Below are 25,524 nucleotides of genomic sequence, written 5' to 3' on the forward strand. Positions count from 1 at the left end.
CCCAACTCCCAACTCCCAACTCCTTGTCTCCTTGTCTCCTTGTCTCCTTGTCTCCTTGTCTCCTTGTCTCCTTGTCTCCTTGTCTCCTTGTCTCCTTGTCTCCCAATCCAAGCCTCTACTGAAACCTTACTACCGTCCAGTCCTCGGCGTTGACTTGGGCTCCTTCCCAGGAGTTTTGTTGGCCTTGGCGGTGGTCGAAGCGGATGTTCCAGGTGCTGCCGCTGGGGATGGGGAGCGTTTGTAAGTCGCTGCGGCGGATTGCGGCTTCGACACAGATCGTGTCCTGGTCGTTGCGGACGTCGACGAACCACATCGGTTGCCAACCTGTGAATGCATTGCAGGTGTCTCGCGTTCGCCCTTCGGCGTCGACTTCCAGTGCAAACGCGGTCAGCAAGTCACCGTCGATGTCGATCTTGAGGACCAGTCGGTCGCCAAGGTTTAGGTCGGCGTCTCGCGTCGCTGCGGTGGTCTCGTTTGCACCCTTTAGCTGCGGGAGAATCCTGGGCCCGACTGCGGACCAGTAAACGTGCTGGGAATCGTAAGCGAAACGAATGTCGTACCCTTGGGAGTTCCGGTACGGTTTGGATTGCCAGCAGGCTTCGTTCAGTTTTCCATCCAGAAAAGGACGTTCCGCCGAATGAAGGGCCCGCGTCGCGTTCGCCTCTTGCGGATTCAGCAGCGGAGACCAGCTGTCCATTTCGCTCAGGTGCTTTGATTGTTTTGCCAGTTGGGTCAACGGTGTTCCACCCAGTGTTTCCTCTTCTGGATTGCTTGATTGCCGGTGCCGGATCAAGGCGACCATGGGATGGAAGTCCCAGCTCAGGTCGAACTCGTTTGCCGAACGGTCTTGCGGTGTTTCGTGCGACGTCGTCCGGTCGGGCGTGATGATCAGGTTTTCGACCGAACTGGCTTGCCGGATCGGCGAAGGATCGTCGCTGGAGAATGGGGAGAATTGGACGTTTGTCGCCACCGGTTGCGGGGTGTGCGCTTGCAGCCGACGCGTACGGTGCAGTGCCGACCACTCTTGGCTGAAATGCAAGGCTTCTCCTCGCAGCTGAGCCCAGCGTCCAAGCGGGGTGTCGGGGATTTCCGAAGCGACGACCGAGAGTGCCTGGAGGTACAGACGCGGTTGGTCCGTACGCTGACAGCCTTGCAGGATTTGTCTTGCCAAACGCGTTCGATTTTCAGTGGGCGTTTGGCTGAGGGTTAACCGCAATCGATGGACAAACGACCCATTTCGGTCGCCGTCATCCAGCATCCTTTGGATCATGGCGACTTCGCTTCCGCGGGCTTGAAGTATTTGCAGCGTCCGTCGATTGGCGGCCGTTTCAATCGTCCGCGTTTCCGTGGTCCCCAGCCTGACGTATCCGTCCAGCGGGTCCGAAATCGAGCGGCCTAGCGGGACGAGTGCATCATGTGTGCGACGGAAATGCAGATCGTCCGTCGAACGGTTTCTGACGCCTAATATCGCATCCGTATCCTGTTGAAGATCGACCAACAGAAGTCCCGATTGAGGCAACAAAGCGCGGCGGTAGAGACTCCAGTCGGCGTATGATTTTGCCGTTGGTTCGAGGACTCGCTGGACGCCATTTTGAATCGCAAGTTCGATCCAGTCGCGTCGTTGGTCGGGATCGATTTTGTCGCTGATCACCAGCACGCGTGGGCGGTAGGCTTTCAGAGCGTGTTGGATCGACACACTTTCCAGGTTGGTTGGAATTTGGTCCGGCGAGTTTGGCAGTTTGAACCCAACCGCTTCTCGGCCCGCCGAAGTGGGGCTGGCGATCTCGGTCGGTTTGGGAGCCGCGGGATGCCACTCGAAAATTTCTCCACCACCAAGCTGGCAAGCGACCTGTGTTCCCAGCGTGGCGGCTCGAGGGGAAAAAGGGTCCAGGTGCGGCGTTTCTTGAGCGGTGCTAACAACGACTCGGTGGCCTCGTTCGAGGGCTTCGTTGGCTACGAAGGACCAGGGGACGTCCGTTAACTTGTCGCCGACCACAAGGATTGCGGCTCTTGAATTCCCGCCTCGCTGCGTGCGCCAGGAACGACCACCATCGCGGGTGGCCAAAATGGTGCCAAATGCGCCCACGGCCCAGCCTCGTTGTGCGTCCTGAAAAGAGATGTCGTTTAAAGAAGCGTGGATGGGCGTTGAAAAAGACTCTTCCGTTCCCGCGGGGTGCCGGTGGAGGATCTTGGTGCCGGGCATTCCGGCCAAATAGAAATTGGTTTGACCGGTTTCGGCTCGCCCAGCATTCGATGGAAGCGGGGCAATCGCGGCGGCTAAAGGCGAAAATTCCGCAGGGGCTGAAACGGACTTCCATTGGCGTCCACCGTCGGTTGATTGATAGACCGCATTTTGACTGCCGATGGCGATTCGTTGCGGCCCGCTGCCGGTGACCCTTTGCAGGTGAGCATCGGCAAGGACTTTTAGCGGAGCGGTTTGCAGGGTCGCATAGAAATGCATGACCCCGTCATCGCCAAGAACGTTTAGAGGGCCGTGAAGCGAACCCGACATCGAAATCGCTCGGCGAAGTCCGTCCGTCGACACTCCGGCCCATGTTCGGCCTCCGTCGACACTGTGGAAGATGGCGGAAGTGTGCACGGGGGAAAAGTCGCCGATCGCCAGCACCGATCCGTTCTCTTCCATTTTGACGCCGCGCAGGAAGGGCAGGTCGTCGCCGTAGGTTTTCCAGGTTCGGCCGCCATTAAGGGTGATCAGTAGGACGCCGCGGCTGATTTGGGTATCGGCTTCGTAGTATCCGCCCACGGCGGCTCCACGCTTTGCATCGACAAAATCGACGTCGACCAATTGCACGTGCGTGGGGCTGTCCTGAAGTTCCCAGCGGTCCCCGCCGGTGTCGGTCACCAGGATCACGCCCCGGTCTCCCACGGCCCAGCCGCGGTCGGCATCGACGAACGTCACCGAGCGTAGCGATGCATCCGATTTCAGCCAGCTGCGGGTCGCATAGCCCGGAACCGACGACGAATCCTCTGCGGCGGCCAGCGAGGCCAGCAGCCACAGCGACAGAGTGATCGCTCCTCGCAGAATGCGTCGTGGCGAGTGTGGCAGGACGTTTCCCGCTTTCAAAATCACGGGGGCATGCTTTCTGATCATGATGCTAACTCACGCACAATATAGCTTCCGAGCCAAAACGCAAAAAAACCGACCACCAGATGGGCGGCCGTATGCATCATCAGCCAGTGAGGGCGTCCTTCGCCCCCCATCGCCCATGATTCGGCTGCAAAGGTAGAAAACGTCGTTAATCCGCCCAACAGTCCCACGCGAAGCAATAAGACCTGTCGCTCGGACAGCTGTGAAGCTTCCAACGCGACCCATTCCCCTAGCAGGCCGATGGCAAAGCAACCGATGGCGTTTGCCACAAGCGTGCCCAACATCGCTTTCCCGCCTGGTAAAGCGGGCAACATAACGGTCAGGCCGTGTCTTAGGACGGCTCCAATGGCTCCACCCAATCCAACAGCCAACAGATCGGCAAATAGGCCGGGACGCGGCATGAGGCGAGCCTTGGGAAGGGGGAAAACGAACGATATGAACGAAATCGACGGAAATTAAGGGCGGGTTGGGAGGGCATCCTAGCGAGCGAACGCCAAATTCAGCAATGTCGTTTCTAAATGACCATTGCCATTCTGGCGGTCGGATTCTAGATTTAGGGTTAAATGAGAGCCGAACTCTCTTTGTTGGCATCTGTTTGCCTGTTTCTGAACCCCTGAATGAACGGAAGTTTCCGATGAGCACCGCGAAAGCCGCGTCCGACACGCAACTGATGACTGGAGCCGATATCCTAGTCAAGTCGCTGGTCGATCACGGCGTCGAGGTCCTATTTGCTTATCCCGGCGGCTGCAGCATGCCAATGCATCAGGCGTTGACTCGCTACGGAGATTCGCTCCGGACGATTCTGCCGCGGCACGAGCAAGGGGGAGCTTTCGCCGCCCAAGGTTATTCCCGTAGTACGGGTAAAGTTGGCGTCGTGATGGCGACCAGTGGCCCTGGAGCCACCAATTTGGTCACCGCGATTGCGGACGCAAAACTGGATAGCATTCCAATGGTTTGCATCACCGGACAGGTTCCTACGGGAATCATCGGTACCGATGCTTTCCAAGAATGCCCGATGGTTGAAGTCTGCCGTGGGATTACAAAACACCATTATTTGGTGACCGATGTCAAAGATTTGCCGCGGATCATGCGGGAAGCCTTCCATATCGCTTCGACCGGCCGTCCTGGCCCCGTCCTGATCGATATGCCCAAAGACGTCCAACTGGGATCGACGGTCCCGGATTGGGACGTGGAAATGAATTTGCCTGGCTACCATCCCGACGCGACTCCCGTTGCGGATGAAAAGATCAAGCAGATGGTCGCAGCCATTCGCCGCGCCAAACGTCCGATCATCTACGCAGGTGGCGGGATCATCAGTGGCGAAGCTAGCGCCGAACTGCGTGAACTGGTTGCCAAGACCGGGATCCCGATCACGACCACCGTGATGGGATTGGGGGCCTACCCTGCAGGCGATCCGCTGTCGCTGGACATGCTGGGGATGCACGGTTCGGCTTACGCGAACTACGCCGTTCGCGACTGTGACCTATTGATCGCTTTGGGAGTTCGTTTTGACGACCGGGTAACCGGAAAGGTCGAAGCGTTCGCCAAAGATGCAAAAATTATCCACGTCGATATCGATGCATCGGAACTAAATAAAAATAAATCGGCTCACATCCCTGTTTGCGGCGACGTCAAACAGGTCCTCGGTGAACTGAACAAAGTCGTTCAGGCTCCCGAAGATATTAAAGAGTGGGTTCAGCACTGCAAAGCTTTGAAGTTGAAGTACCCGTTTAAGTACGACGAGAACTTCGACGGCATTTTGCAGCAGCATGCCATCAGTGAATTGTGCGACGTCACACGTGAGATGGATACGTATATCACGGTAGGCGTAGGGCAGCATCAAATGTGGGCGGCTCAGTTCTATCAGTTCACCAAACCACGAACCTGGCACAGCAGTAGTGGTCTGGGAACGATGGGCTTTGGTTTGCCCGCAGCGATGGGCGTCCAAGCGGCACATCCGAACTCGTTGGTGGTTGATATCGACGGAGACGGAAGTTTCCAAATGAACATCCAGGAACTGGCGACCTGCTTCTGCGAAGAATTGCCGGTCAAGGTTCTGCTGTTGAATAATCAGCACCTTGGGATGGTTGTTCAGTGGGAAGACCGGTTCATGGATCGCAATCGAGCCCACACTTATCTAGGCCCAATCCATCACGAAGAAGCTAGCGGGAAAAGCGACGCCGATCCGTTTGCCTATGCCGAAGAACGCTATCCCGACTTTGTCGGAATCGCCAAAGCCTACGGTTGTGGGGCAGCAACGATTCGTCGCAAAGCCGATTTGCGGGATGCCTATAAAGAAATGATTGAACACAAAGGGCCTTACCTCTTGGATGTTCAGGTTCCTTATCAAGAACATGTGTTGCCAATGATCCCAGGTGGTCATACCGTCGACGACATGATTCTGGAATAAACAACGCATCGCTGAATAGCGAGTGAACAAAACGAAACCCGGTGACCAAGTTCGCCGGGTTTTTTCGTGCCTGGAACGAGTGGGGAATCCAACTTAGCTTCGCCTTTCGGGATGTGCGATTTATTAATAAAGAAAGTCTGGCTCCCCTCGCCCCTAAGCGAGCTCTTTGGGGCGGAAGAAATCTCTGCTAGCTCATTGCGTGATCTCTGCCTCTTTTTTTGATTTAGAGGAGCTCGCTTGGGGGAGAGGGGCTGGGGGGGGGGGGGAGATTTCCAGGCGGCGATTTTGCAGCGAAGACGCAGTGAACGCCTCGGATTTCAAGCGGTTATGCCACGCCTTGCCCAGCGCTGTCGGCCCCTCTCCCCCAGCCCCTCTCCCCAAAAACAAGCCTTTGAATCGACCTTAATTGAATTAGCTGGCGAACCGTTGATCCGGTATCAAACCTGTTTTAAGCGAACTTGTTTTGAGGGTGAGGGGAGCCAGACTTTCTTCATGTATAGATCTCATCGCCTTTCGGGACGTGCGATTTATTAATAAAGACAGTCTGGCTCCCCTCGCCCCTAAGCGAGCTCTTTGTTGCGGAAGAAATCTCTGCTAGCTCATTGCGTGATCTCTGCCTCTTTTTTTGATTTAGTGGAGCTCGCTTGGGGGAGAGGGGCTGGGGGAGAGGGGGAGATTTCCAGGCGGCGATTTTGCAGCGAAGACGCAGTGAACGCCTCGGATTTCAAGCGGTTATGCCACGCCTTGCCCAGCGCTGTCGGCCCCTCTCCCCCAGCCCCTCTCCCCAAAAACAAGCCTCTGAAACGTACTTTATTTGAACTAGCTGGCGAACCGTTGATCCAGTATCAAACCTGTTTTAAGCGAACTTGTTTTGAGGGCGAGGGGAGCCAGACTTTCTTCATATATAGATCTCATCGCCTTTCGGGACGTGCGATTTATTAATAAAGACAGTCTGGCTCCCCTCGCCCCTAAGCGAGCTCTTTGTTGCGGAAGAAATCTCTGCTAGCTCATTGCGTGATCTCTGCCTCTTTTTTTGATTTAGTGGAGCTCGCTTGGGGAAGAGGGGCTGGGGGAGAGGGGGAGATTTCCAGGCGGCGATTTTGCAGCGAAGACGCAGTGAACGCCTCGGATTTCAAGCGGTTATGCCACGCCTTGCCCAGCGCTGTCGGCCCCTCTCCCCCAGCCCCTCTCCCCAAATACAAGCCTTTGAATCGACCTTAATTGAATTAGCTGGCGAACCGTTGATCCGGTATCAAACCGGTTTTAAGCGAGCTTGTTTTGAGGGCGAGGGGAGCCAGACTTTCTTCATATATAGATCTCATCGCCTCTCGGGACGTGCGATTTATTAATAAAGACAGTCTGGCTCCCCTCGCCCCTAAGCGAGCTCTTTGTTGCGGAAGAAATCTCTGCTAGCTCATTGCGTGATCTCTGCCTCTTTTTTTGATTTAGTGGAGCTCGCTTGGGGGAGAGGGGCTGGGGGAGAGGGGGAGATTTTCAGGCGGCGATTTTGCAGCGAAGACGCAGTGAACGCCTCGGATTTCAAGCGGTTATGCCACGCCTTGCCCAGCGCTGTCGGCCCCTCTCCCCCAGCCCCTCTCCCCAAAAACAAGCCTTTGAATCGACCTTAATTGAATTAGCTGGCGAACCGTTGATCCAGTATCAAACCTGTTTTAAGCGAACTTGTTTTGAGGGTGAGGGGAGCCAGACTTTCTTCACTTATAAATCGCACGTCTCGGAGCGACGCGGCTACGGTTATTGGTTACTTCGGATTTGGCGATCCGTTCTTTGTATTGCTTCGGCGGATGTCGACAACGACGCCTGGCCAGAGCACCTCGGAAGCCTCCTCAAGATTGGTATCGCCTAACAACTTGAAAGGTAGTTCGCCGTTTTTTGCTAGTTTCTGTAACTCTTCGATAGTCGATTTTTGGGTGCAGCAGATCAGACAGCTGCCTGCTCTGGTTAGATGATTTTCCAAGCCATCTAGCAATGCGACCAAACGGGCGGTCCGGTCGCTCTCTTCTAAATCAACGTCGGCCAGAATCAAAATCCGGTCAAAGCTTTCGTCCGGCTTGATCCCCGCGTAGGGCTGGGCGGGGTCGTTGGATCCCAGGCGGACCGAAACGATTCTATCTTGGTATAAACTGGCCGCGTTGTAGCGAGCGCAGGCGACGGCCGCCGGATTGCCGTCGGTGGCAACGACCTTGGACGCGCCTTGTTGACTTGAGTAGATCGCCAGCAGTCCGGTCCCCGTCTGGATTTCCAGCACGGTTCGCTGCGAGACCAACTCGTCCTTCTTAATCAGCTCACGAACGGTTTGGGTTGCTTCTGCGTTCCATGGAACCGTTTCGAATTGTTGGAATTCGCCTCCGAAGACCTCATCGACTTGCCAACTCTGGACGACTTGGTAGTCGTAATCCAAATCTTTGCGGACCGGTTGTCGGCAGGCGGCAACCAGTAGCAGTCCAATAAACAGAGCGACCAAGATGCTTGGGGGCGTTTTATGGGGCATCCATCACCTTCTGAATGACATTTGCATCGAAGTAGTTGGTCGACATACCAGCATCGACCACAATTCCTTGGGCGGTAATCCCCGACGATCTTGGGCTGAGCAAGAACGTTGCCGTCGAGGCGACTTCGTCGGTTGTTATCGCTTCGCCGCGGGGGATGACCTGTTCGGCGTACAGATAGGCATCGACGTAACCAGGGATTCCGGCAGATGCGCTGGTCTTCAGCAGGCCGGCCGAAACGGCGTTGAAGCGGACTTTGGAAAACCGGCTGAACGATTTGGTTAGGAAAGCTAGTGAGGATTCAAGTGCGGCCTTGATCGGAGCCATATAGCCGTAGCTTTCACTCGCCATCCTGGTCGTGCTGATTCCGATCGTCACGACGCTGGCATCGGGAGCAAACACGTTTTTCAGAGCATTGCAGACCGCGGTCAGCGAAAAACATGAAATGTCCATCGCTTGCAGGAACGCCGTGCGATTCGTTTCATGGAAAGGTTTGATTCCCTCGCTGTAATCGGCAAACGCGATCGAGTGAACGAACCCAGCCAACGGGACAGCGTCTTCCGCAAGCGTTGCTGCCAATTGCTCAATTTGCTCGGGGACTTCCACATCGCAGACCAAGATTCGGTCATTCGCCAACAGCTTGGCCAGCGATTCGCGGCGTTGTTCGCTGCGGACGCTGAACAGGACTTCGGCACCGGCTTGTTGCAGTTGGACCGCGATCTTGTAGGCCACGCTTTTTTTGTTGGCCACTCCCATCACGAGAAAACGTTTGCCCGCGACCTGCAAAAAATCGGCGGGGGTGGAAGCGTGCGTCATTTGTGGCAGTCTTGTAATGGTGTGTTAGTTGGGAAGGTGGACCGTGCAGGCGAAATCCAATCGAGCCGCAAGTTTACCCTGCAATTTGACCTGCCCGGTCAAAAAGAACGCGTTTGCAACCCGCTCGTTTAGCGTTACGTGGATCTCAATGCTGTCTCCAGGAGTCACCATCCGTTTGAATTTGACATTGTCCGCTCGGGTGGCCAGTGGGACCGCGCCCTTACCCCCTGGGGCGACATGGCTTAGCAGAATCGCCCCCGCCTGCATGCAGCTTTCGCACAAGATCACGCCGGGGACGATCGGTTGACCAGGGAAGTGCCCTTGGAAAAAAAATTCATCCGCATGAAACGTTTTGACGCAAACGATGCTGTTTTCAGTTCGCGATTCAATGCGATCAAGCAGCAACATGGGGGAGCGATGCGGGATCGCGGCTTCAATTTCCTCAATGGACATGAATGACTCGACGAGTGAAGGGACTTGAATCGCCCTCAGTTTAGGCGACCCCGAGCAGATCTCCCAGCAGGCTGGTTGGATTGGGGGGAAACCGAACGGATTCAATTGATTTCGGACGCAAGCCTGCGGCGATGGTCGGTGTGCAATGCGCTGGTTTTACGAGGTGCGTCCGGTTGGTTTGCCCATCCCGCCGACCGCGATCCGATCGACTCCAGGCTGGTTATCAAACGATCACCGGGGCATAATCTACGCATGTCCCTTAAGACCGGACATCTACAAATCAATTACCCAAGTTCTTTCGACAGCGGTCAGACCGATGACAATCTACTTTGCTGAGGGTTCGGCGACGACCGACCTATCCACCGAGGACATTCGTGCCGCGCTGAAGAAGACGTTTGATGCGATTTCAATACCTAAAAAGGCGCTGATCCTTCCGCCCGACTACTCCCGTTTGCCCAGTCGATCTGGCGAAATCACGGCGCTCACGCATGAACTGCTTGGCGACCGGATTACCGACATCATGCCCGCCTTGGGAACACATGATCCGATGTCCGATGCTCAGATCGCTGACATGTTCCCCGGAGTTCCTCGTAATCTGTTTCGTGAGCACCGGTGGCGTGACGATGTGGTGACTCTGGGACATGTGCCGGCTGACTTTGTTGGGGAAGTGACCGAAGGTTTGTATCCGAAACCGTGGCCAGCACAGGTCAACCAGATGCTTCGCGATGGGGGCCATGATCTGATTTTCTCGATCGGACAAGTCGTTCCTCATGAGGTCATCGGAATGGCGAATTACAACAAGAATGTGTTCGTCGGAACCGGCGGGAAAGATGGTATCAACGAGAGTCATTTCTTGAGTGCTGTCTATGGCATGGAACGAACCATGGGCCAGGCCAACACGCCGCTACGCAAAATTCTGAATTACGCTCAGGATAAATTTTGCCAAGATATGCCGCTGTTGTACGCGTTAACGGTGATTGAAGAGGATCACGCGAACCAGCGACTGATCACCCGTGGGCTGTTCATCGGCGATGATCACGAAACCTTCTTCACCGCAGCAAAATTATCGTACGAAGTGAACTTCACGCATCTGGATAAAGCTCCGAAACATGTCGTTGCTTATTTGGATCCGAAGGAATTCACGACAACATGGCTTGGAAATAAATCGATCTATCGGACGCGAATGGCGATCGCTACGGGCGGCCGGTTAACGGTTTTGGCTCCGGCGGTTAAACGATTTGGCGAAGACAAGCAAATTGACGTGCTGATTAGAAAGTACGGATACCGAACGACTCCAGAAGTGATGAAAGCTTTTGAAGAAAACGAAGATTTGGCTGCGAATCCCTCGGCCGCTGCCCACCTGATCCACGGTTCTTCGGAAGGACGCTTTGAAATCGTTTATGGTGCGGGCCAATTGACTCGCGAAGAAGTTGAAGGGGTTGGCTACCAATATGGAGATATCGATTCTTTGATGAAACAATATCCTCCCGAGGAACTTGTGGATGGGTGGAATCCTGATCGTGGCGATGGTCCGTTCTACTTCGTCCGCAATCCGGCCCTTGGTTTGTGGGAAGCCCCTGCAGCGGAACGTCAGTAACATTCGCGTTATCGATTTCCTGGCGGTTTGGGCGAAGTCCGTAAAGCCCTTAAAGCCCTTTTTGTTGGTCGCTTGTCTCAAACGGCGATCTATTCCATTCTTTTTGGTGAAGCTGTGAGTGCTACTTCTAAAGATTTGTTTCGGCTGGACGGTCAGACTGCATTGATCACCGGTGGGACGCAGGGGGTCGGAAAAGAGATTGCGTTGGCCATCGCTCGGGCGGGAGCCAATGTCGTGATCCACGGCTTGGAAGAAAACGAAGCGGCGATCGAAACGCGTGACCAGTGCCGTCAGTTTGGAAATCAAGCCGAACTGGTGTCGATCGATCTTGCGGGCCCGCAGCCGGAAGTTACCGCTCGCTTGCTGAGTAAGATCGAGCAGACCGGATTGACGGTCGATCTGTTGGTCAATAATGCAGGTGTCTTTATCGATCAGCCGTTCCTGGAAATGGAGCCAGAGCGATTCGAGAAAACGCTGCAGATCAATGTGGCGGCCGGTTACCATCTGACGCAGGCTTACGCACGGCGCTGGGTGGAATCGAAGACCGCGGGCCGAGTCCTGTTCACGGGATCGATCAACGGGATTCTTGCCGAGCCCGATCATGTGGCGTATGACTGCAGCAAAGGAGCGGTCGCAGCGATGGTTCGGTCTCTGTGCGTGGCGCTTGCACCGCATCAAATCCGAGTCAATTCGATGGCTCCAGGGTTGGTGCGAACCCCGCTGACCAATTCGGCAATTGATAACCCAGCGTTTGAATCGTGGATGCAGCTGCACACGCCAAGCGGAGAGATACCGCCTGCAGAAGTTTGTGGGCCCGCAGCCGTTTTCTTGTTAAGCGATGCAGCCAGACACATCCACGGTCAGACTCTATTGGTCGATGGCGGAATGAGCGTCTGGCAGCAACCCGATATGCCAAATAACTGACCACATGCCAAACCGCTGACCACCGAGCGAGCTTCGCCTTGCTCAAGAATTCCATTCCTGAGTTCTGCTCCGGCCACATTTTGTTATGGTTTGTCATAGAATGGCTTGGCTTACCTACCGCGTCGGTTTGTCCGTGTTTAAACCGCTCGCGGTAACCCTTTTCTGACAGAACTCTATTTCGCCGAAACAGAAATCTTGTCGACCGGTTCGCCTCGAGTCCAGGTCGCGAAATGATTTGGGTCGCGGTGAACTTCGTGATAAGTCGTGTCCCGTTCGACAGGTTTGCGACCGGTCTCGCTGATCAGATGTCGGATTTGGTCGACACTGAGGAATTCAGGCGTCGTTGCTCCGGCATCGTGATAGATCAATTCGTGACGAACGGTACCGTCAATATCGTCGGCACCGTACTGGAGCGCGGTTTGAGCGGTACCCAGGCCTAACATGATCCAGTAGGCCTTGATGTGCTGGATGTTGTCCAGCATCAAGCGGCTGACCGCCATGGTCCGCAGGTCCATGATTGCCGAAGGCTTTTTTAGATGGTCTAGTTTTGTATTTTCCGGGTGGAAGGCAAGCGGAATGAAAACTTGGAAGCCTCCGGTCTGGTCTTGCAGTTCTCGCAGACGCATCAGGTGATCGATGCGATGGTAGGCTTTTTCCAGATGCCCATACAGCATCGTGCAGTTGGTGCGAAGTCCGATCTCATGGGCCGTGCGATGGATGTCCAGCCAAGCATGTGTGTTGGCTTTATGTTCGCACAACTGGTCGCGGATTTCGGGATGGAAAATTTCCGCGCCACCGCCGGGCATGCTTCCAAGCCCCGCTTCTCGCATGTCCTCCAGGACCCACTGGACGCTCTTTTTGGTTTGGAATTCAAACCAATTGATCTCAACAGCCGTCCAAGCCTTGAGGTCGATCTGCGGGTAGTTGGAATTTAGCAGCGAAATCAGATTCCGGTACCATTCGTAGGGACGTTGGTGGTGCAGGCCGCCGACGATATGCATTTCGGTGCAGCCGTTTTCGGTCGCTTCTTTGCCGCGTGCCAGGATCTGTTCGTCGGTCATCGCATACCCCTTCGGGTCGCGTAGGTCCGATCGGAAAGCACAAAACCGGCAGCGGTAGACGCAAACGTTGGTTGGATTCAGATGGGTGTTGATATTGTAGTAACCCAAATTTCCATTTTTGCGTTCCCGCACAAGGTTGGCCAATGCGCCGACCTCTTGTAGCGGGACCTGGGGATCCTCGAGGAAGAGGCCGTCGTCCATCGTCAGCCGCTCTTCGGATTCAACCTTGTCACGGATTTCGCGAAAGCGGGCGTTCAGTTCAGTCTGGTTCATGATTTCGTAGCAAGCGAAAAAACGGAAACGGTGGTGGTGACGGGGTTAGATAACCCAACAGTCGATACCGGCTGCAATCAACAGCACGATACTAATGACTGCGTTGACATTGAAAAAGGCGTCGTTGACTCGTTGAAGATCGTCCGGTTTGACCAAACGGTGTTCATAGATCAGTAAAGCGGCGATCAATCCAATTGCCCCGTAATACAGGACACCTAGACCTAAACCGTTGGTTGTCTGTGGAAGTAACAGCAGCGCGAAGATCATCAGCATGTGTAAGCAGGCGGCGACATGGAGCGCTCGACGTGCTCCCAAGCGGGCAGGGATGCTCCGCAGCCCTACATGACGATCAAAAGTTTCGTCCTGGCAAGCGTAAATAATGTCGAATCCCGTGACCCAGAGGGCAACGGCAATCGCCAGCACCACCGACGGCATCCATTCAGCGGGGGCCGCCAATAGGCTTTCTCCGCGAATGGCAACCCACACGCAGATCGGGGCCAAGCTGAGTGCGATCCCCAGCCAAAGGTGCGCCAAAGACGTAAATCGCTTTGCCAGGCTATAGCCACAAAGGAAGATCAGAACGGGGACCGAAGCGGCCAGCGGTAGCCAGTTGGGCAAAAATAATCCGCAAGATGCGATAAAGCCGACGGCGCAAAATAGAGTGAAACCAATCACCTCGGCTCGGGAAAGCAGGCCCGCTGGCAGGTGGCGGCCAGCGGTTCGCGGGTTGGCCGCATCGTACGTCTGATCGACCAGCCGATTAAAAGCCATCGCGGCACTACGAGCGAACACCATGCAGAGGATCAACCCGATCGCCGTCCACCAGGTAATCGTAACTTGGGTCCCGTCCGCAAGCGGCAAGCGAAGCGCCAGCAGGGCGGCTAGGCAAGCGAACGGGAGGGCGAAGATGGTATGGCTGAACCGGATCAATTCCAGCAGTCGGCGTGCACGCTGGCCAGTGGTGATCGATGTTGAATTGACGGGTTTGCCGGAAAGGGCAGGGGGGACGTTCATTCGTTTTTCCACCGTTCGATCAGTGCATGCTCAATTCCCAGTTGATCGATGATTCGTGAGACCACAAAATCAACCAAGTCTTCTAGGCAGGTGACGCCGTGGTACCAGCCGGGCATCGCGGGCAGCACAACCACTCCCGCACTGGCCAAGCGGTGCATGTTTTCCAACTGGAAAACGGAAAGGGGTGTTTCGCGAGGGACGACGACCAGTTTGCGTTGCTCCTTTAAGTGGACCTCCGCTGCTCGCTGAATCAAATTGGATCCAGCACTGCGAGCGACCGCGCTAAGCGTGCTTCCGCTGCAGGGGCAGATGACCATTCCCTTGGTGAGGAAAGATCCGCTGGCGATCGGGGTCATGTAGTCTTGGTAGTGATGGTAGCGGATCGTATCGGTTGGAAAATCGCCTGATTCCTCTCCATCTTTTTCCTGCTGCCAGGGAGCTTTGCAGTGGAGCAGGGGGTGGGGATCAAAGTTCGATAGGTCTATCGATAGGTCCAGTTCTTGTTTGATCACGGCCGCCCCGGAGGGACTGATCGTTAGATGAACGGTCTGCCCTGCCTTGGCCAAGATCTGTAGCAGGCGGACGGCATAGATGGCACCGCTCGCTCCGGTGATTGCGACCACGATATCTTGTGAGCTCATCGCGGTTTAAAGCCTTGGTAGATCGTTGCGACGCCACAGGTCAGTGGCTTGGCCGTTGTCTTCTCAAGTCCCGCTGCGGTGAAGCGATCAAGCAGTGCTTGGCCCGAGGGAAATTGGCCGACCGATTCCGGAAGATATTGATAAGCCGATTTGTCGTTCTTTGCGAACAGCTGGCCTACTTTGGGCAGGACATGCTGGAAATAGAATCCGTACGACTGTTTCAGGACCGGGAGCGTAGGCGAGCTGAATTCTAAGACCATCACCTGCCCGCCAGGACGGCAGACTCGGGTCATTTCTTGCAGGCCACGATCGGTGTCGGCGACATTGCGCAAACCAAACGCGACGGTGACGCATTGGAATTGATTGTCGGCAAACGGCAGCGACTGTGCGTCGGCTTCCAGGAACGGAATGTTTGCAGCGGAATTCTTTTGACGTGCGAACCGAAGCATGTCGAAACAGAAATCCGATCCAATCACCTTGATATCGGAATGGGCTCGCTGGATCGCAAATGCAAGGTCACCGGTCCCGGTGCAGATGTCCAGGATGGGACTTTGATCGAGGACCTGCAGCCTTTTCACCGCCTGGTTTCGCCACCAGCGATCGATGTTCAGCGACAGGAGGTGGTTCATCGCATCATATCGGGGGGCGATCTGACGAAACATCTCACGAACGCGTGCTCCGCTCTTATCTAGCGGGGCGTTTGCCGGTGAAATGGGTTCGGCAGGAGCCGTTTCAGGAGCTGACACGAGGCTGATTGGGGTAGGGGCTGATTGGGGTAGGGAAGGGACGGCAAGGCTGTGAATAGCCCGATCATAAGGGAAATGCGGGAAAACGACAGCCACCGAAAGGTGGAAAAGCTGGTTTCCCAAGTGTCTCTGAGAGACCTAACCGGGGCCGGGATAGGGTAATTAACCGGCGATTTACCTGTTTTCGGGCGATTCGACAGAGAAGGGCGGAAGGAACAAGGTTGTCCGGCCGGAAACCGGCGCCTATCTTTGTTGCGACGCCCAACGGGCAACGAACACTCCGCTGTGAAGAACCGGCTCCGACGATTGCTTTGCCAATTCGGTAAATGGCCGCCGGAAAACGTTTCTCACCCGTGGCTGTACCATCGACACTATCAGGCTCCATATGAATGCGGGCCTTTCTTGCGCCGGGACGCGCACCGTGTGAAATATCCGATCGGAAATTCGATCGACATACGTTCGCTCGATCGACTTTAAGACTTCAAAAAAATGAAGTAGTAAAGTTGACCCAAACGGTCCTCTGCTAGTCCTCTAAACCGCACTGTGCGAATAATCCTATCGACGTTTTGACGGTTGTATGGGTTGCATAAAGAGGGACTAATAATGACTGCGATCGTTTTTTGACCGGGCATGTTTTGTGACCTATATTCCTCTGGCCGCGGGCTTTGTAGCGTGGCCAAATCGGTATCCTTCCACCGATTTCAATCCACGCGCAAGACGGAAATAACGCGCATGAAAATCAATCTAACTTCCGCGATGGTTGCGGGGCTGATTGCTGCTGCACTGCTTCTCCCAAGCAGTGCTCGAGCAGAATCTGCAACCGTGACCGCCGCGCCCGCTCAATCCACAGCACTCGAAGCGATGGATGGCGGCATACAACTGGAAAAGCAGCGTGAGTGGGGCGAAGCGATTCGGCATTACGAATCCGCACTTCGTGAGCACATTGATAATCCTGATCTTCAGCAGCGGCTGTTAATCTGCCGATTGCATTTTGACGTGAAGCGTCGCTATCAGGACAACAGTTACCTTCAGGCAGTGCGTGAAACGAGTACGCAGCAGGCCTTGGAACTGTATGAAGAGGTCCTCGCGAATCTTGAAACCCACTACGTTGGGTCTGCGGATTGGAAGCGTTTGGTCACCAATGGCACGGCGTCGTTAGAAGTCGCCCTCACCGAACCGACTTTCGTCGACCGATTGTTGGCAAATGCGTCGCCCGAACAGATCGAAACCTTTCGACAAAACGTTCATCGCCATTCGTTGACGCGGCCTGCCACCAATCGGCATGACCTGCGTTCCACGGTGGCTTATGTGGCCGGGTTGGCACGCCAAGACCTAGGGCTTGCTGGATCGGCCACCGTTTTTGAATTTGTATGTGGTTCGATTGGTACGCTGGACCCCTATTCCAGGTTCCTGACTCCGAATCAACTTGAAGAAACCTTTTCGAACATCGAAGGCAATTTCGTCGGCTTAGGGATTGAACTGAAGGCCGAAGAGAAACAGTTGTTGATTGTTAACGTCATCGAAGGCGGACCCGCCGATTCGGCGGGCATTCAAGCCGGCGACCGGATCACTCGAGTCGAAGATTCTTACACCCAGTCGGCGGACCCTGATTTTGTTGCCGACCTGCTCCGCGGGCCGGAGAACACTTTTGTTTCCGTCACCGTTGAAACGCCCGGTCAAGAGCCCCGTGATGTCGACGTTCAGCGTCGCCGAGTCGAAGTGCCAAGCGTAGAAGATGTGCGGATCGTTGATGAAGAGCACGGCATCGGGTACATGCGGTTAACGAATTTCCAGAAAACCACATCTCGAGATTTTGAAGCCAAACTGTGGGATTTGCACCGCCAAGGGATGCGTCAGCTGATTGTCGACGTGCGAGGCAACCCAGGTGGATTGTTGACCGCTGCAGTGGAAGTTGCCGACCGATTTGTGAGTGCCGGAGACATCGTGCGGACTCGAGGACGTAATGCTCGAGAAAACTACGATTACAAATCGCATCGTCCGAACACCTGGAGCGTTCCATTGACGGTTTTGATCGATGGAGACAGTGCGAGTGCAAGCGAAATTTTTGCCGGAGCGATTGCCGATCATGATCGCGGAGAATTGGTGGGAGAGCGGACTTACGGGAAAGGAAGCGTGCAAGGAATTTTCCGCATGCAAGCCGCTCGGGTAGGCCTTTGTTTGACCACTGCAAAATTCTATTCTCCTAACGGAACGGCGATTAGTGGCCATGGCGTCGTCCCGACGGTGGTGCAGCAGAAGACTTATATGGCTGCAAGGCCCGCTGCAGACGGACATATCACGACCCTCGCCGAAGACGCGGTTCTGCAGCGAGCGATTCAGTTGGGACGCGATCGCGCTGCCCAGCAGTAACCTAGAATCAATCGTTGATCGCCCATCAGGCGATCATAAAGAACCCGACGACTCCCCTCGTCGGGTTTTTTTATGCGCCTTGGCAGCCATCTTTGTGCGGGGCGGCGATCACTTCGTCACTGGGAAGGCGTCACTGGGGTGGCATTGCGTGGATTGGCTGCACTTGCCCATGCATATTTCGAAGGAAGCTAACCTTCTGACGTTTTCGCGTTCTCTTCGCGGACGCTGGTCACTAACTGAACGGCATCGTACAAGGCATGTGCGACGATGGGGATCAGCAAGTTTTCTGTCGCGATGGCGATTCCCCCCAGGTAGAACCCCACCACGGCTGCCAGAATGAAATAGGTAGGCGTCAGCGCGTGAACCAAGCCAAAGACGATCGAGGCGACCATTAGGCCGATAAAGATTCGGCCTGGACCAGCTTCAGCCAGTGGGCCGATCAGCCAAGCTTGCAGGAAACCGCGAAACAACAGTTCTTCGCCAAGTCCTGCGCAGACCGCGATGGCAAACAATTCCATAAACGTCAATCGCCGCATGGGGGCGAGCAACCGATCTTTCGTGATCGTGCTTAGTTCTTGCACGCCAGCGATCTGTAGGCGTTCTAAGATAAAAACAGCCAACAGCATTGGCAGGGTCGCGATTACTCCCCAGCCTAGGCTGCTAAAGATTACAGGCAGGTCATCAAACGCGGGTATCCACTGGCGGGCGTCGAATCCAACGACCCAGCCAGCGACCAACCCAACAACCCCAAGGAGCAATTCAAAGGTGACGGCTCGAATAAAAAACGACTGCGGTTCAATATCCGACAGTTCGTCATCATCCAACTGAAAATTATCCGGTTCATCCATCCCGGTGAAATTAGTCCGTCACGTGTGAATTGTCTACCGCAAGCCTAATTATCGTCTTCTTCGCGAAGCTTGGCCATTACGGTGTAGTCTTCCAGAGTCGATGTATCGCCCGCCGATTCGCGGCCGGCAGCGATATCGCGGAGCAAACGCCGCATGATTTTCCCGCTTCGTGTTTTCGGGAGGACGGCTGCGAACCGAATATCATCTGGTTGAGCCAACGCCCCGATTTCTTTGCGGACATGCATGCGAAGTTCATTTCGCAATTCTTCGCCAGGGTTTTCGGTTGTCACTGTCACAAAAGCCGAAATGCCTTGTCCCTTCAGTTCATGTGGCCGACCGACAACCGCTGCTTCGCAGACAGCTGGGTGACTGACCAATGCACTTTCGACTTCAATCGTGCTTAGGCGATGGCCTGAAACATTGATCACGTCATCGATACGTCCCATGATCCAGTAGTAGCCATCGGAATCCCGCCGGGCATTATCGCCTGTCAGGTACATTCCCGGGACTTTTGACCAGTACTGTTCGACGTATCGTTCTTGATCGCCCCAGATACCGCGGAGCATGCCGGGCCATGGTTTTTCAATGCACAGCATTCCGCCGAACCCGTCTTCAATTCGCTCTCCTGCTTCGTCGATCACTGCAGGGATCACACCGGGCAGCGGTTTGGTGCAGGATCCAGGTTTGGTAGCGGTGATTGCAGGCAGCGGGCTCATCATGATTCCGCCGGTTTCGGTTTGCCACCAAGTATCAACGATCGGGCATCGCTCGGCACCAATCTTTTTGTGATACCACATCCAAGCTTCGGGGTTGATTCCCTCACCAACGGTCCCGAGGATTCGCAAGCTGGACAGATCGTGAGCGTCAACATGTTGATCGCCCCATTTGATGAACGCGCGGATGGCGGTGGGAGCGGTGTACAGGGTGGTGACCTTATACTTTTCGATCAATTCCCAGAAACGATCTTCAGCCGGATAATTGGGAGCTCCTTCGTACATCAGGCAGGTAGCACCTGCGGTCAGCGGACCGTAGACCACATAACTGTGTCCGGTGATCCAACCACAATCGGCCGTGCACCAATAGACATCGTCTTCACGATGGTCAAATACCCACTGGAACGTCAGTTTTGCCCAAAGGTTATAGCCTGCGGTTGTATGCAGAATTCCTTTAGGTTTGCCGGTGCTGCCACTGGTGTAGAGGATGAATAGAGGAGTCTCACTATCGAGCGGGACGGCTGGGCAATCTGCCGAAGCCGAATCGACCAGATCGTGCCACCAGATATCGCGACCTTCGATCATCGAAGTTTCTTGGTCGGCAATTCGCTGCAGGACCAAGCAATGTTTGACGGATGTCGATTTCTCTAGAGCTTCGTCAACGACTTCTTTCAAAGGCAGGACTTTGCCGCGGCGGTACAGTCCATTGGCAGTGATAACCAATTTTGCCTGAGCATCGTTATTGCGATCCGCAATCGATTCCGCAGAGAACCCCGCAAAGATCACCGAATGAATCGCCCCGATGCGAGCACACGCCAGCATCGCGATAACCAATTCAGGGGTCATCGGCATATAGATGCTGACAACATCCCCTTTCTCAATCCCAAGTTCACGAAGTCCATTGGCGGCTTTGCAGACTTCGGTAAGCAGTTCGCTGTAGGTAAGAGTCCGGGTATCTCCCGGTTCTCCTTCCCAGATGATCGCTGCGCGATCGCCATTGCCAGCAAGGACGTGAGCATCCAGGCAGTTGTAACTGGCATTGGTTTTGCCGTTCACGAACCAAGCGACATCGGGGGCATCCCATTGGCAGACCTGGTCGAAGGGTTCAAACCAGTGGAGATGCTTTTTGCCCATCGCATCCCAAAAGGTATCTGGATCGTTTGCGGCTTGGTCGTACAGCTTTTGATACTCTGCTTCCGATCCAATCACCGCGCCTTCGGCAAGACTTTTGGGAGGTGGGAAAAGACGGTCTTCGGTTAGGATATGGTCCACGTGATTGGCAGCGGAATCCGACATGGGGTGCACTCTCTCTTACGTCAACAAACTCAAGGAAATAGCAGACGAAACGTTAGGTAGGTGAGGGTTCGTCGCTCGAAGCAAACCAGAGTTTAGCGAGATTGCCGAATGTTTTCACCTCTTAACGGCGTGGAAATCCATGCAATGCCGAAGAACGGTCGCTTTGTTTCGCCTAGGAAGCCGCTTCCGCCGGTCTTAGCGGGCCACAACAACCCAAAAAAAGAATGAGGACAGTCTACGCCTGGAACAAAAGAGCCAGGACAGTCTATGTCTGGGAGGGGGAATCGAGATTGCTGCGTGGGGGTTCGAGGGGTGGGTGACGGTTTTGGGGCCTGGATTTGGCTTTTCGGTGAGGAGTTTTTGACGTTTTGGGACGTGTTTTTGGGCATGTTGATGGACCGGTAGCGATCAAAGGCCGGTTTTTGACTTTTGAGACGTTGTTTTTGGAGGTGGGGACCGATTGGCTAGGTCAGACTGTCGACCAGGTATTGTCTAGCGGAGCGGATATCCTGCCGGCGGCTAAACGCCGATTGATGGCGTCGCGGGTGTGTCGGTCTAGGGGCGATTTACAGCGACGCCCCATTTTCGCGTGCCGTTCGATTAACACTTCCAGGTTGACGGTTTTTCCTCCTAGCTCCATTGGGCTTTGGAATATGCTAGCCGGCAGGCGATCGGAAGCTTGCAGTTCCGGGCGTGATTGAATGGCTAGATGCCAAAGCAGTTCTTGGTAGGCCTCAAGTTTCATGGGAATGCATCCAAGACGTTCGTTTAGGGCTTCCCTTTTTCGTGCCTGTTCCTCGATCTGGGCGGTGGTGAGTTTGTTAGCGATGACGACCTTCTTGCCGTCGACTTCGCCTTCCAGCTCCAGCGGCGCCAACCATGACTCGAGATTGGCTGCCTGGCCGTCAAGCGTTTGTAACCGGTCGCTGATCGAAACTTCGGCAAAGTCGTCTAAGGCGTCGGCCAAGCCGGCTCGAAGTGGGTTTAAATCGACGTACAGCATCCCGGCTAGAATTTCCTCTTCCGTCGGCAGACGGTTCATTTTGAATCGACTACCGAAAAGGTGACCGGTTACTTCGTCCTCTTTGTTGCAGCGTCTGGAAAGCGTTTGACACATTTGCCGTACAAACCATGAAATATTCGATAGCCTTGCGCGACGCTCTTCAAGTGCTTGCGGGTCGTTGACGATCTGAGCGATTTCGGATTCTGTGATCTCTCCGCCGTTCTTGTTCCGACATTTCGCTCGTGAGGTGACGGAAAGCCAACGAATCGCGACCTCACGTGGCGTCAACTTGGCTGCTAGGTCAGGCCGATTGCGGAGGACGGCATGCCAGTGGTTGGACAGGATGCTATAGGCCAAAACATCGATGCAAAAGAAACGCGCAAGCAATGCCATCCGTTCTTTAAACCAGTCTCGTCGATGCCTGTGGTCACGTCCAAAAACGGGTTCGACTCCGAATAGATATGTGCCACGAGTTGTGCGGTTCATCACATGATATACGCTCACCTCGTTTGCCTTGAACACTTCACTTCGATTTACATTGCACATTGGATCTGCCCCATGCAAGAGAAAAAAGCGAGTCAACTTGACTCTTGTATCCTACCGCTGTCGGGGGAGACGATCAACGTGAAAAACAATAAATCCTGTGGGCTGTGCTAGCAATGCTCGGCGCCCGTTGAGGCATCGATCGGCTTTGGCACTGAGCGTATCGAAGTGCTGGGGAGCGTGCAGGCGATCGCTTGGGGTGGTCGCCAAAACGTTCGCTCCGTTTGCTTTACAGAATGGCTCGCAGCATCCCTTCCGCCTTGTGCCACGTTTCTGCTTCTTCTTCGACCGGATCACTTTGAGCCGTAATTCCGCCTCCCACTGGAATTTGAATCCAGCCGTGGGCGATGGTTAGCGTGCGGATCAGAATATTCCAGTCAGCGTTGCCACCGGTGCTTAGGTAACCAAGCGATCCGCAGTACGGCCCACGACAATGAGGCTCCAGTTGTGAAATGGTCCGCATCGCTTCGATCTTCGGGGCTCCGGTGATCGAACCGCCTGGGAAACAGTCGCTTAGCAGGTCTTCAATCGTCCGGTCGGGGCGAAGGTCGCCACGCACGATTGAAACCAAGTGTTGTACAAAGGCGTAAGATTCGACCTGACACAACGCTTCGACGCGGACGCTTTCGTCAACGCATGCTCGAGACAAATCATTTCGCATGAGATCGACGATCATGACATTTTCGGCGTGGTCCTTTTTGCTTTGACGCAATTGATCTGCGAGGGCTTCGTCCTGAGCTGTATTCCCCGTGCGTGGCACTGTTCCTTTGATCGGACGTGTTACCACTTTGTCGGCGATGACTTGTAAAAATCCCTCGGGGGAAGAACTAAGGACCTGGAAATCGCCCGCATCCAAATATCCGGCCATTGGAGCCGGGTTGGTTGAACGAAGACGCTGATAGATGTCGGCTGCTGGTTCCTGTTGCGGATATAGCAATCGCTGAGCGAGATTGACCTGGAAACTATCTCCTTTTCGAATTCGCTTCACGATCTGGGCAACGGCTGAGCGAAAACCGGCGGGAGAAAAATTGCTGGTCAGTTCGGGAGAGCGCGCGGTCGGGAATTGACCAGATACCGGGCGGCGTGTGAAGTCTTGACTTTGGGCTGGAGCCTCTGTTGCGGGGGCTTCAAGCCAGCCTTGAATTTGATCATGGCGAAGCTGCGGCGAATCACTCCAGGGCTGAACGATTAAATCTGCGTGTTTTTGCTGATGGTCAAATGCAATCACCCAGTCATAGACCCCAAGCCAAATAGGCGAGGTGGGGAGATCGTTGGTTGGCAGTTCGCCGATCGATTCAAGCCACTGAGCCGCGTCGTAACCTAGCAGCCCTGCCACGCCGCCCTGAAAAGCTGGGGCTCCTGCGATCGTCGGAGAGGAGAGATAGCGAGCGCGTTGCAGTGCCAGCCATTCCAGCATCTTTTTCCAACCCGATTCGTCAGATGGTCGTAGACTGAATTGATCGATCGGGTCGGAGGTCAGATAAGAGTATTGGCCCGTGCCATCGGGACCGGTACACGCACTGTCCAGCCATAAACAGCCAGGACGCCTTGCCAGTCGCTGAAAAACGTCTAGAGGGCGAAAGTTTGTTGGGAAGCGAAACGTTAACGCAGCGGGCTTCATGGATCGGTCTTCTGGTTCTCGCGATCGTTTGTTTTGCCGGATGGGGGCTTCGAACGATGGCGGCTGGCTCGGCTTAGTCGATGAGTTTTTTCAGCTTGAGTTAACATGCCCCACGATAGGGCTTCGTCCTGTTCGTATTGTTTTCCCAAATGCAGTGCGGTCATCGCTTTCGCCATTTCGTACCCAAGATAGAAAGCGTGGCTCGCATCAACGTTGTCGCTCTGTTGGTGCTGAAGCAGTTCGGCAAATAATTCGAAAGGGTCTTTTGCCTGAAGGTGTAAGCCAGCAGATAGCAAGTGGATTTGTTCCTGCTGCGCGAAAAGACGGTAGTTGTTGTCCTTCAGCTGAGCGGCCATGGATGCGAACATTTCGTCTGAATGAGGTCGCAGTTTAGGGTCTCTTAACATCACTAGCGAGGGATCGATTCTCTTGGGTGGAATTCCATGCTGCACAGAATGATGCACTAAACGCCGGCCATGATCGCATTCACGAACCGATGACCTTGCCCAGTTGATCACCTCGGTGGTCAGGACGCTCCGAATTCCTAGTTCCTGACAGATTCCTAGGAGGAGGACGTTGACACCGGCGGAATCGACATCGGTCAATTCCGTCAGGTTTCCAATTCCCATCATCATTTCGATTTCGGGAAATTGTTTCCGCACGGCACTGTAACGCTGCAAACTGGCAGTAAAGCCGCTGGGGGCCCCATTTCGGACAGGGCCGCCCATCCCGATGGGTTCCAGGATTGGATCGATTCGCATGGGAACGTTTTGGGTTGCCAAAAAATCGATGGTCTGCAGCAGCGAATCCAAGTCGTCGGGGCGATCGGGAACGACGACCACCTCAACGCCCCAGTCCAAGGCTTGTTTGCGATTCGATGCATTGACCGATAGGACCAATTCGGCGCCACAGCGGGCTGCTTCCTTTGCCTCCCAAGGGTCAAACGTGTCGATCGAAACTTTTATCCCTATGTCGCGGATCATGGCGACCGTGCTGCCGACCGAGTCCCAACGTCGACCGGGGCTGCAACCTAAATCGATCCAGTCGGCCCCGTCGCTTTTCAATCTTGCAACTTGTTTGCGAAGGTCCTCCGCCGGGAGCCTGGACGCATGGTTGATCTCGGCCAGAATTTCAATGTCGTACCTGCCAAAATCCTCAAGCATCGACTGGTCGGAGCCAAAGGAATCGGGCAACATGCGGAGATCCTTAGGGCCGACCGATATGGGAACCGATGTCGCCTGTTGGAGTTCCTCTGGTTGATCGATATAGCCGGGAACAAAAATCTCTGTTGCCTGAGACGGGATCTGCCAATGACGCTTTATCCACTTCGGTGTCATTAACGCGGCTACGGTTATCGGCAAGATGTCGATGGTGAACGCAAAACCGATCTCGTCAGCAAGGTTCACAACCACCTCTTTCAATGCGGGAGCGGCTAGCTTTCCCGTGATGAAATGGATGTGTCGTTGTTGACTGGGGGAATCACTCACGCTCAATGGCCACAGAAAGAAGTTGGGTTGTCAAAGTTGACAGAAAAAAAGTAACGATAGTTTAACAACTAGCTCTTGACCGATCGATGGAA

General features: G+C 54.7%; 18 protein-coding genes. 4 read left to right on the plus strand and 14 right to left on the minus strand.

Going from position 1 to position 25,524, the window contains the following annotated elements:
* Positions 1–115: 115 nt before the first annotated feature.
* Both FF011L_RS10210 and FF011L_RS10215 read right to left on the minus strand, forming a co-directional pair.
* Positions 116–3,112, minus strand: a complete 2,997-nt coding sequence (locus FF011L_RS10210; RefSeq protein ID WP_218933118.1) for a YCF48-related protein — start codon at positions 3,110–3,112, stop codon at positions 116–118.
* A complete protein-coding gene (locus tag FF011L_RS10215; RefSeq protein WP_145351583.1) occupies positions 3,109–3,510 on the minus strand; it encodes a fluoride efflux transporter FluC in 402 nt (133 codons plus the stop codon). Before FF011L_RS10215 ends, FF011L_RS10210 begins: the two co-directional genes overlap by 4 nt.
* 233 nt (positions 3,511–3,743) lie before the next feature.
* On the opposite strand from FF011L_RS10215, the gene ilvB reads away from it, so the two are divergent.
* Positions 3,744–5,519, plus strand: a complete 1,776-nt coding sequence (ilvB, locus tag FF011L_RS10220; RefSeq protein WP_145351584.1) for a biosynthetic-type acetolactate synthase large subunit — start codon at positions 3,744–3,746, stop codon at positions 5,517–5,519.
* Between the two features lie 1,759 nt (positions 5,520–7,278).
* On the opposite strand, the gene FF011L_RS10225 is transcribed toward ilvB, so the two are convergent.
* From FF011L_RS10225 to fabZ, 3 genes are read right to left on the minus strand one after another with little or no spacing between them, the layout of a single operon-like run.
* Positions 7,279–8,028, minus strand: coding sequence for a 50S ribosomal protein L11 methyltransferase (locus FF011L_RS10225; RefSeq protein ID WP_145351585.1), 750 nt, complete (start codon positions 8,026–8,028; stop codon positions 7,279–7,281).
* Positions 8,018–8,842, minus strand: a complete 825-nt coding sequence (locus FF011L_RS10230; protein ID WP_145351586.1) for an enoyl-ACP reductase FabI — start codon at positions 8,840–8,842, stop codon at positions 8,018–8,020. The genes FF011L_RS10225 and FF011L_RS10230 overlap by 11 nt, the downstream gene beginning before the upstream one ends.
* Positions 8,843–8,866: 24 nt before the next feature.
* Positions 8,867–9,295, minus strand: a complete 429-nt coding sequence (fabZ, locus tag FF011L_RS10235; protein ID WP_145351587.1) for a 3-hydroxyacyl-ACP dehydratase FabZ — start codon at positions 9,293–9,295, stop codon at positions 8,867–8,869.
* A 316-nt stretch (positions 9,296–9,611) separates the two neighbouring features.
* Here fabZ and FF011L_RS10240 point away from each other — a divergent pair, with 316 nt between their 5' ends.
* Both FF011L_RS10240 and FF011L_RS10245 read left to right on the plus strand, forming a co-directional pair.
* Positions 9,612–10,892 carry a nickel-dependent lactate racemase family protein gene (locus FF011L_RS10240; RefSeq protein ID WP_145351588.1) on the plus strand — a complete coding sequence of 427 codons (1,281 nt, stop codon included), beginning with the start codon at positions 9,612–9,614 and terminating at the stop codon, positions 10,890–10,892.
* A 114-nt stretch (positions 10,893–11,006) separates the two neighbouring features.
* Complete coding sequence (locus tag FF011L_RS10245) at positions 11,007–11,816, plus strand: SDR family NAD(P)-dependent oxidoreductase (protein ID WP_246109844.1); 810 nt, start codon at positions 11,007–11,009, stop codon at positions 11,814–11,816.
* 173 nt (positions 11,817–11,989) lie between these two features.
* On the opposite strand, the gene mqnE is transcribed toward FF011L_RS10245, so the two are convergent.
* From mqnE to ubiE, 4 genes are read right to left on the minus strand one after another with little or no spacing between them, the layout of a single operon-like run.
* Complete coding sequence (mqnE, locus tag FF011L_RS10250) at positions 11,990–13,150, minus strand: aminofutalosine synthase MqnE (RefSeq protein WP_145351589.1); 1,161 nt, start codon at positions 13,148–13,150, stop codon at positions 11,990–11,992.
* Positions 13,151–13,195: 45 nt separating this feature from the next.
* Positions 13,196–14,164, minus strand: a complete 969-nt coding sequence (locus tag FF011L_RS10255; RefSeq protein ID WP_145351590.1) for a 4-hydroxybenzoate octaprenyltransferase — start codon at positions 14,162–14,164, stop codon at positions 13,196–13,198.
* Positions 14,161–14,805 carry a UbiX family flavin prenyltransferase gene (locus FF011L_RS10260; protein WP_145351591.1) on the minus strand — a complete coding sequence of 215 codons (645 nt, stop codon included), beginning with the start codon at positions 14,803–14,805 and terminating at the stop codon, positions 14,161–14,163. Before FF011L_RS10260 ends, FF011L_RS10255 begins: the two co-directional genes overlap by 4 nt.
* Positions 14,802–15,551: a bifunctional demethylmenaquinone methyltransferase/2-methoxy-6-polyprenyl-1,4-benzoquinol methylase UbiE gene (gene ubiE, locus FF011L_RS10265; RefSeq protein WP_246109845.1), complete on the minus strand. Its 750-nt coding sequence runs from the start codon at positions 15,549–15,551 to the stop codon at positions 14,802–14,804. The genes FF011L_RS10260 and ubiE overlap by 4 nt, the downstream gene beginning before the upstream one ends.
* A gap of 732 nt (positions 15,552–16,283) precedes the next feature.
* Between ubiE and FF011L_RS10270 the strand changes: the two genes are divergently transcribed.
* Positions 16,284–17,921, plus strand: coding sequence for a S41 family peptidase (locus tag FF011L_RS10270; protein ID WP_145351592.1), 1,638 nt, complete (start codon positions 16,284–16,286; stop codon positions 17,919–17,921).
* Between the two features lie 188 nt (positions 17,922–18,109).
* Here FF011L_RS10270 and FF011L_RS10275 read toward each other — a convergent pair whose 3' ends face one another.
* The 5 genes from FF011L_RS10275 to FF011L_RS10295 form a co-directional block, all read right to left on the minus strand.
* A complete protein-coding gene (locus FF011L_RS10275) occupies positions 18,110–18,769 on the minus strand; it encodes a CPBP family intramembrane glutamic endopeptidase (protein WP_145351593.1) in 660 nt (219 codons plus the stop codon).
* Between the two features lie 44 nt (positions 18,770–18,813).
* Positions 18,814–20,778 (minus strand): acetate--CoA ligase, encoded by a 1,965-nt coding sequence (gene acs / locus FF011L_RS10280; RefSeq protein ID WP_145351594.1) that lies wholly within the window; start codon positions 20,776–20,778, stop codon positions 18,814–18,816.
* A gap of 469 nt (positions 20,779–21,247) precedes the next feature.
* A complete protein-coding gene (locus FF011L_RS10285) occupies positions 21,248–22,267 on the minus strand; it encodes a hypothetical protein (protein WP_145351595.1) in 1,020 nt (339 codons plus the stop codon).
* 286 nt (positions 22,268–22,553) lie between these two features.
* Positions 22,554–23,945: an anthranilate synthase component I family protein gene (locus FF011L_RS10290; RefSeq protein ID WP_145351596.1), complete on the minus strand. Its 1,392-nt coding sequence runs from the start codon at positions 23,943–23,945 to the stop codon at positions 22,554–22,556.
* Positions 23,942–25,432: a DUF6513 domain-containing protein gene (locus FF011L_RS10295; RefSeq protein WP_246109846.1), complete on the minus strand. Its 1,491-nt coding sequence runs from the start codon at positions 25,430–25,432 to the stop codon at positions 23,942–23,944. Before FF011L_RS10295 ends, FF011L_RS10290 begins: the two co-directional genes overlap by 4 nt.
* Positions 25,433–25,524: the final 92 nt, after the last annotated feature.

This window comes from Roseimaritima multifibrata, assembly GCF_007741495.1.
Classification (GTDB): Bacteria; Planctomycetota; Planctomycetia; order Pirellulales; family Pirellulaceae; genus Roseimaritima; species Roseimaritima multifibrata.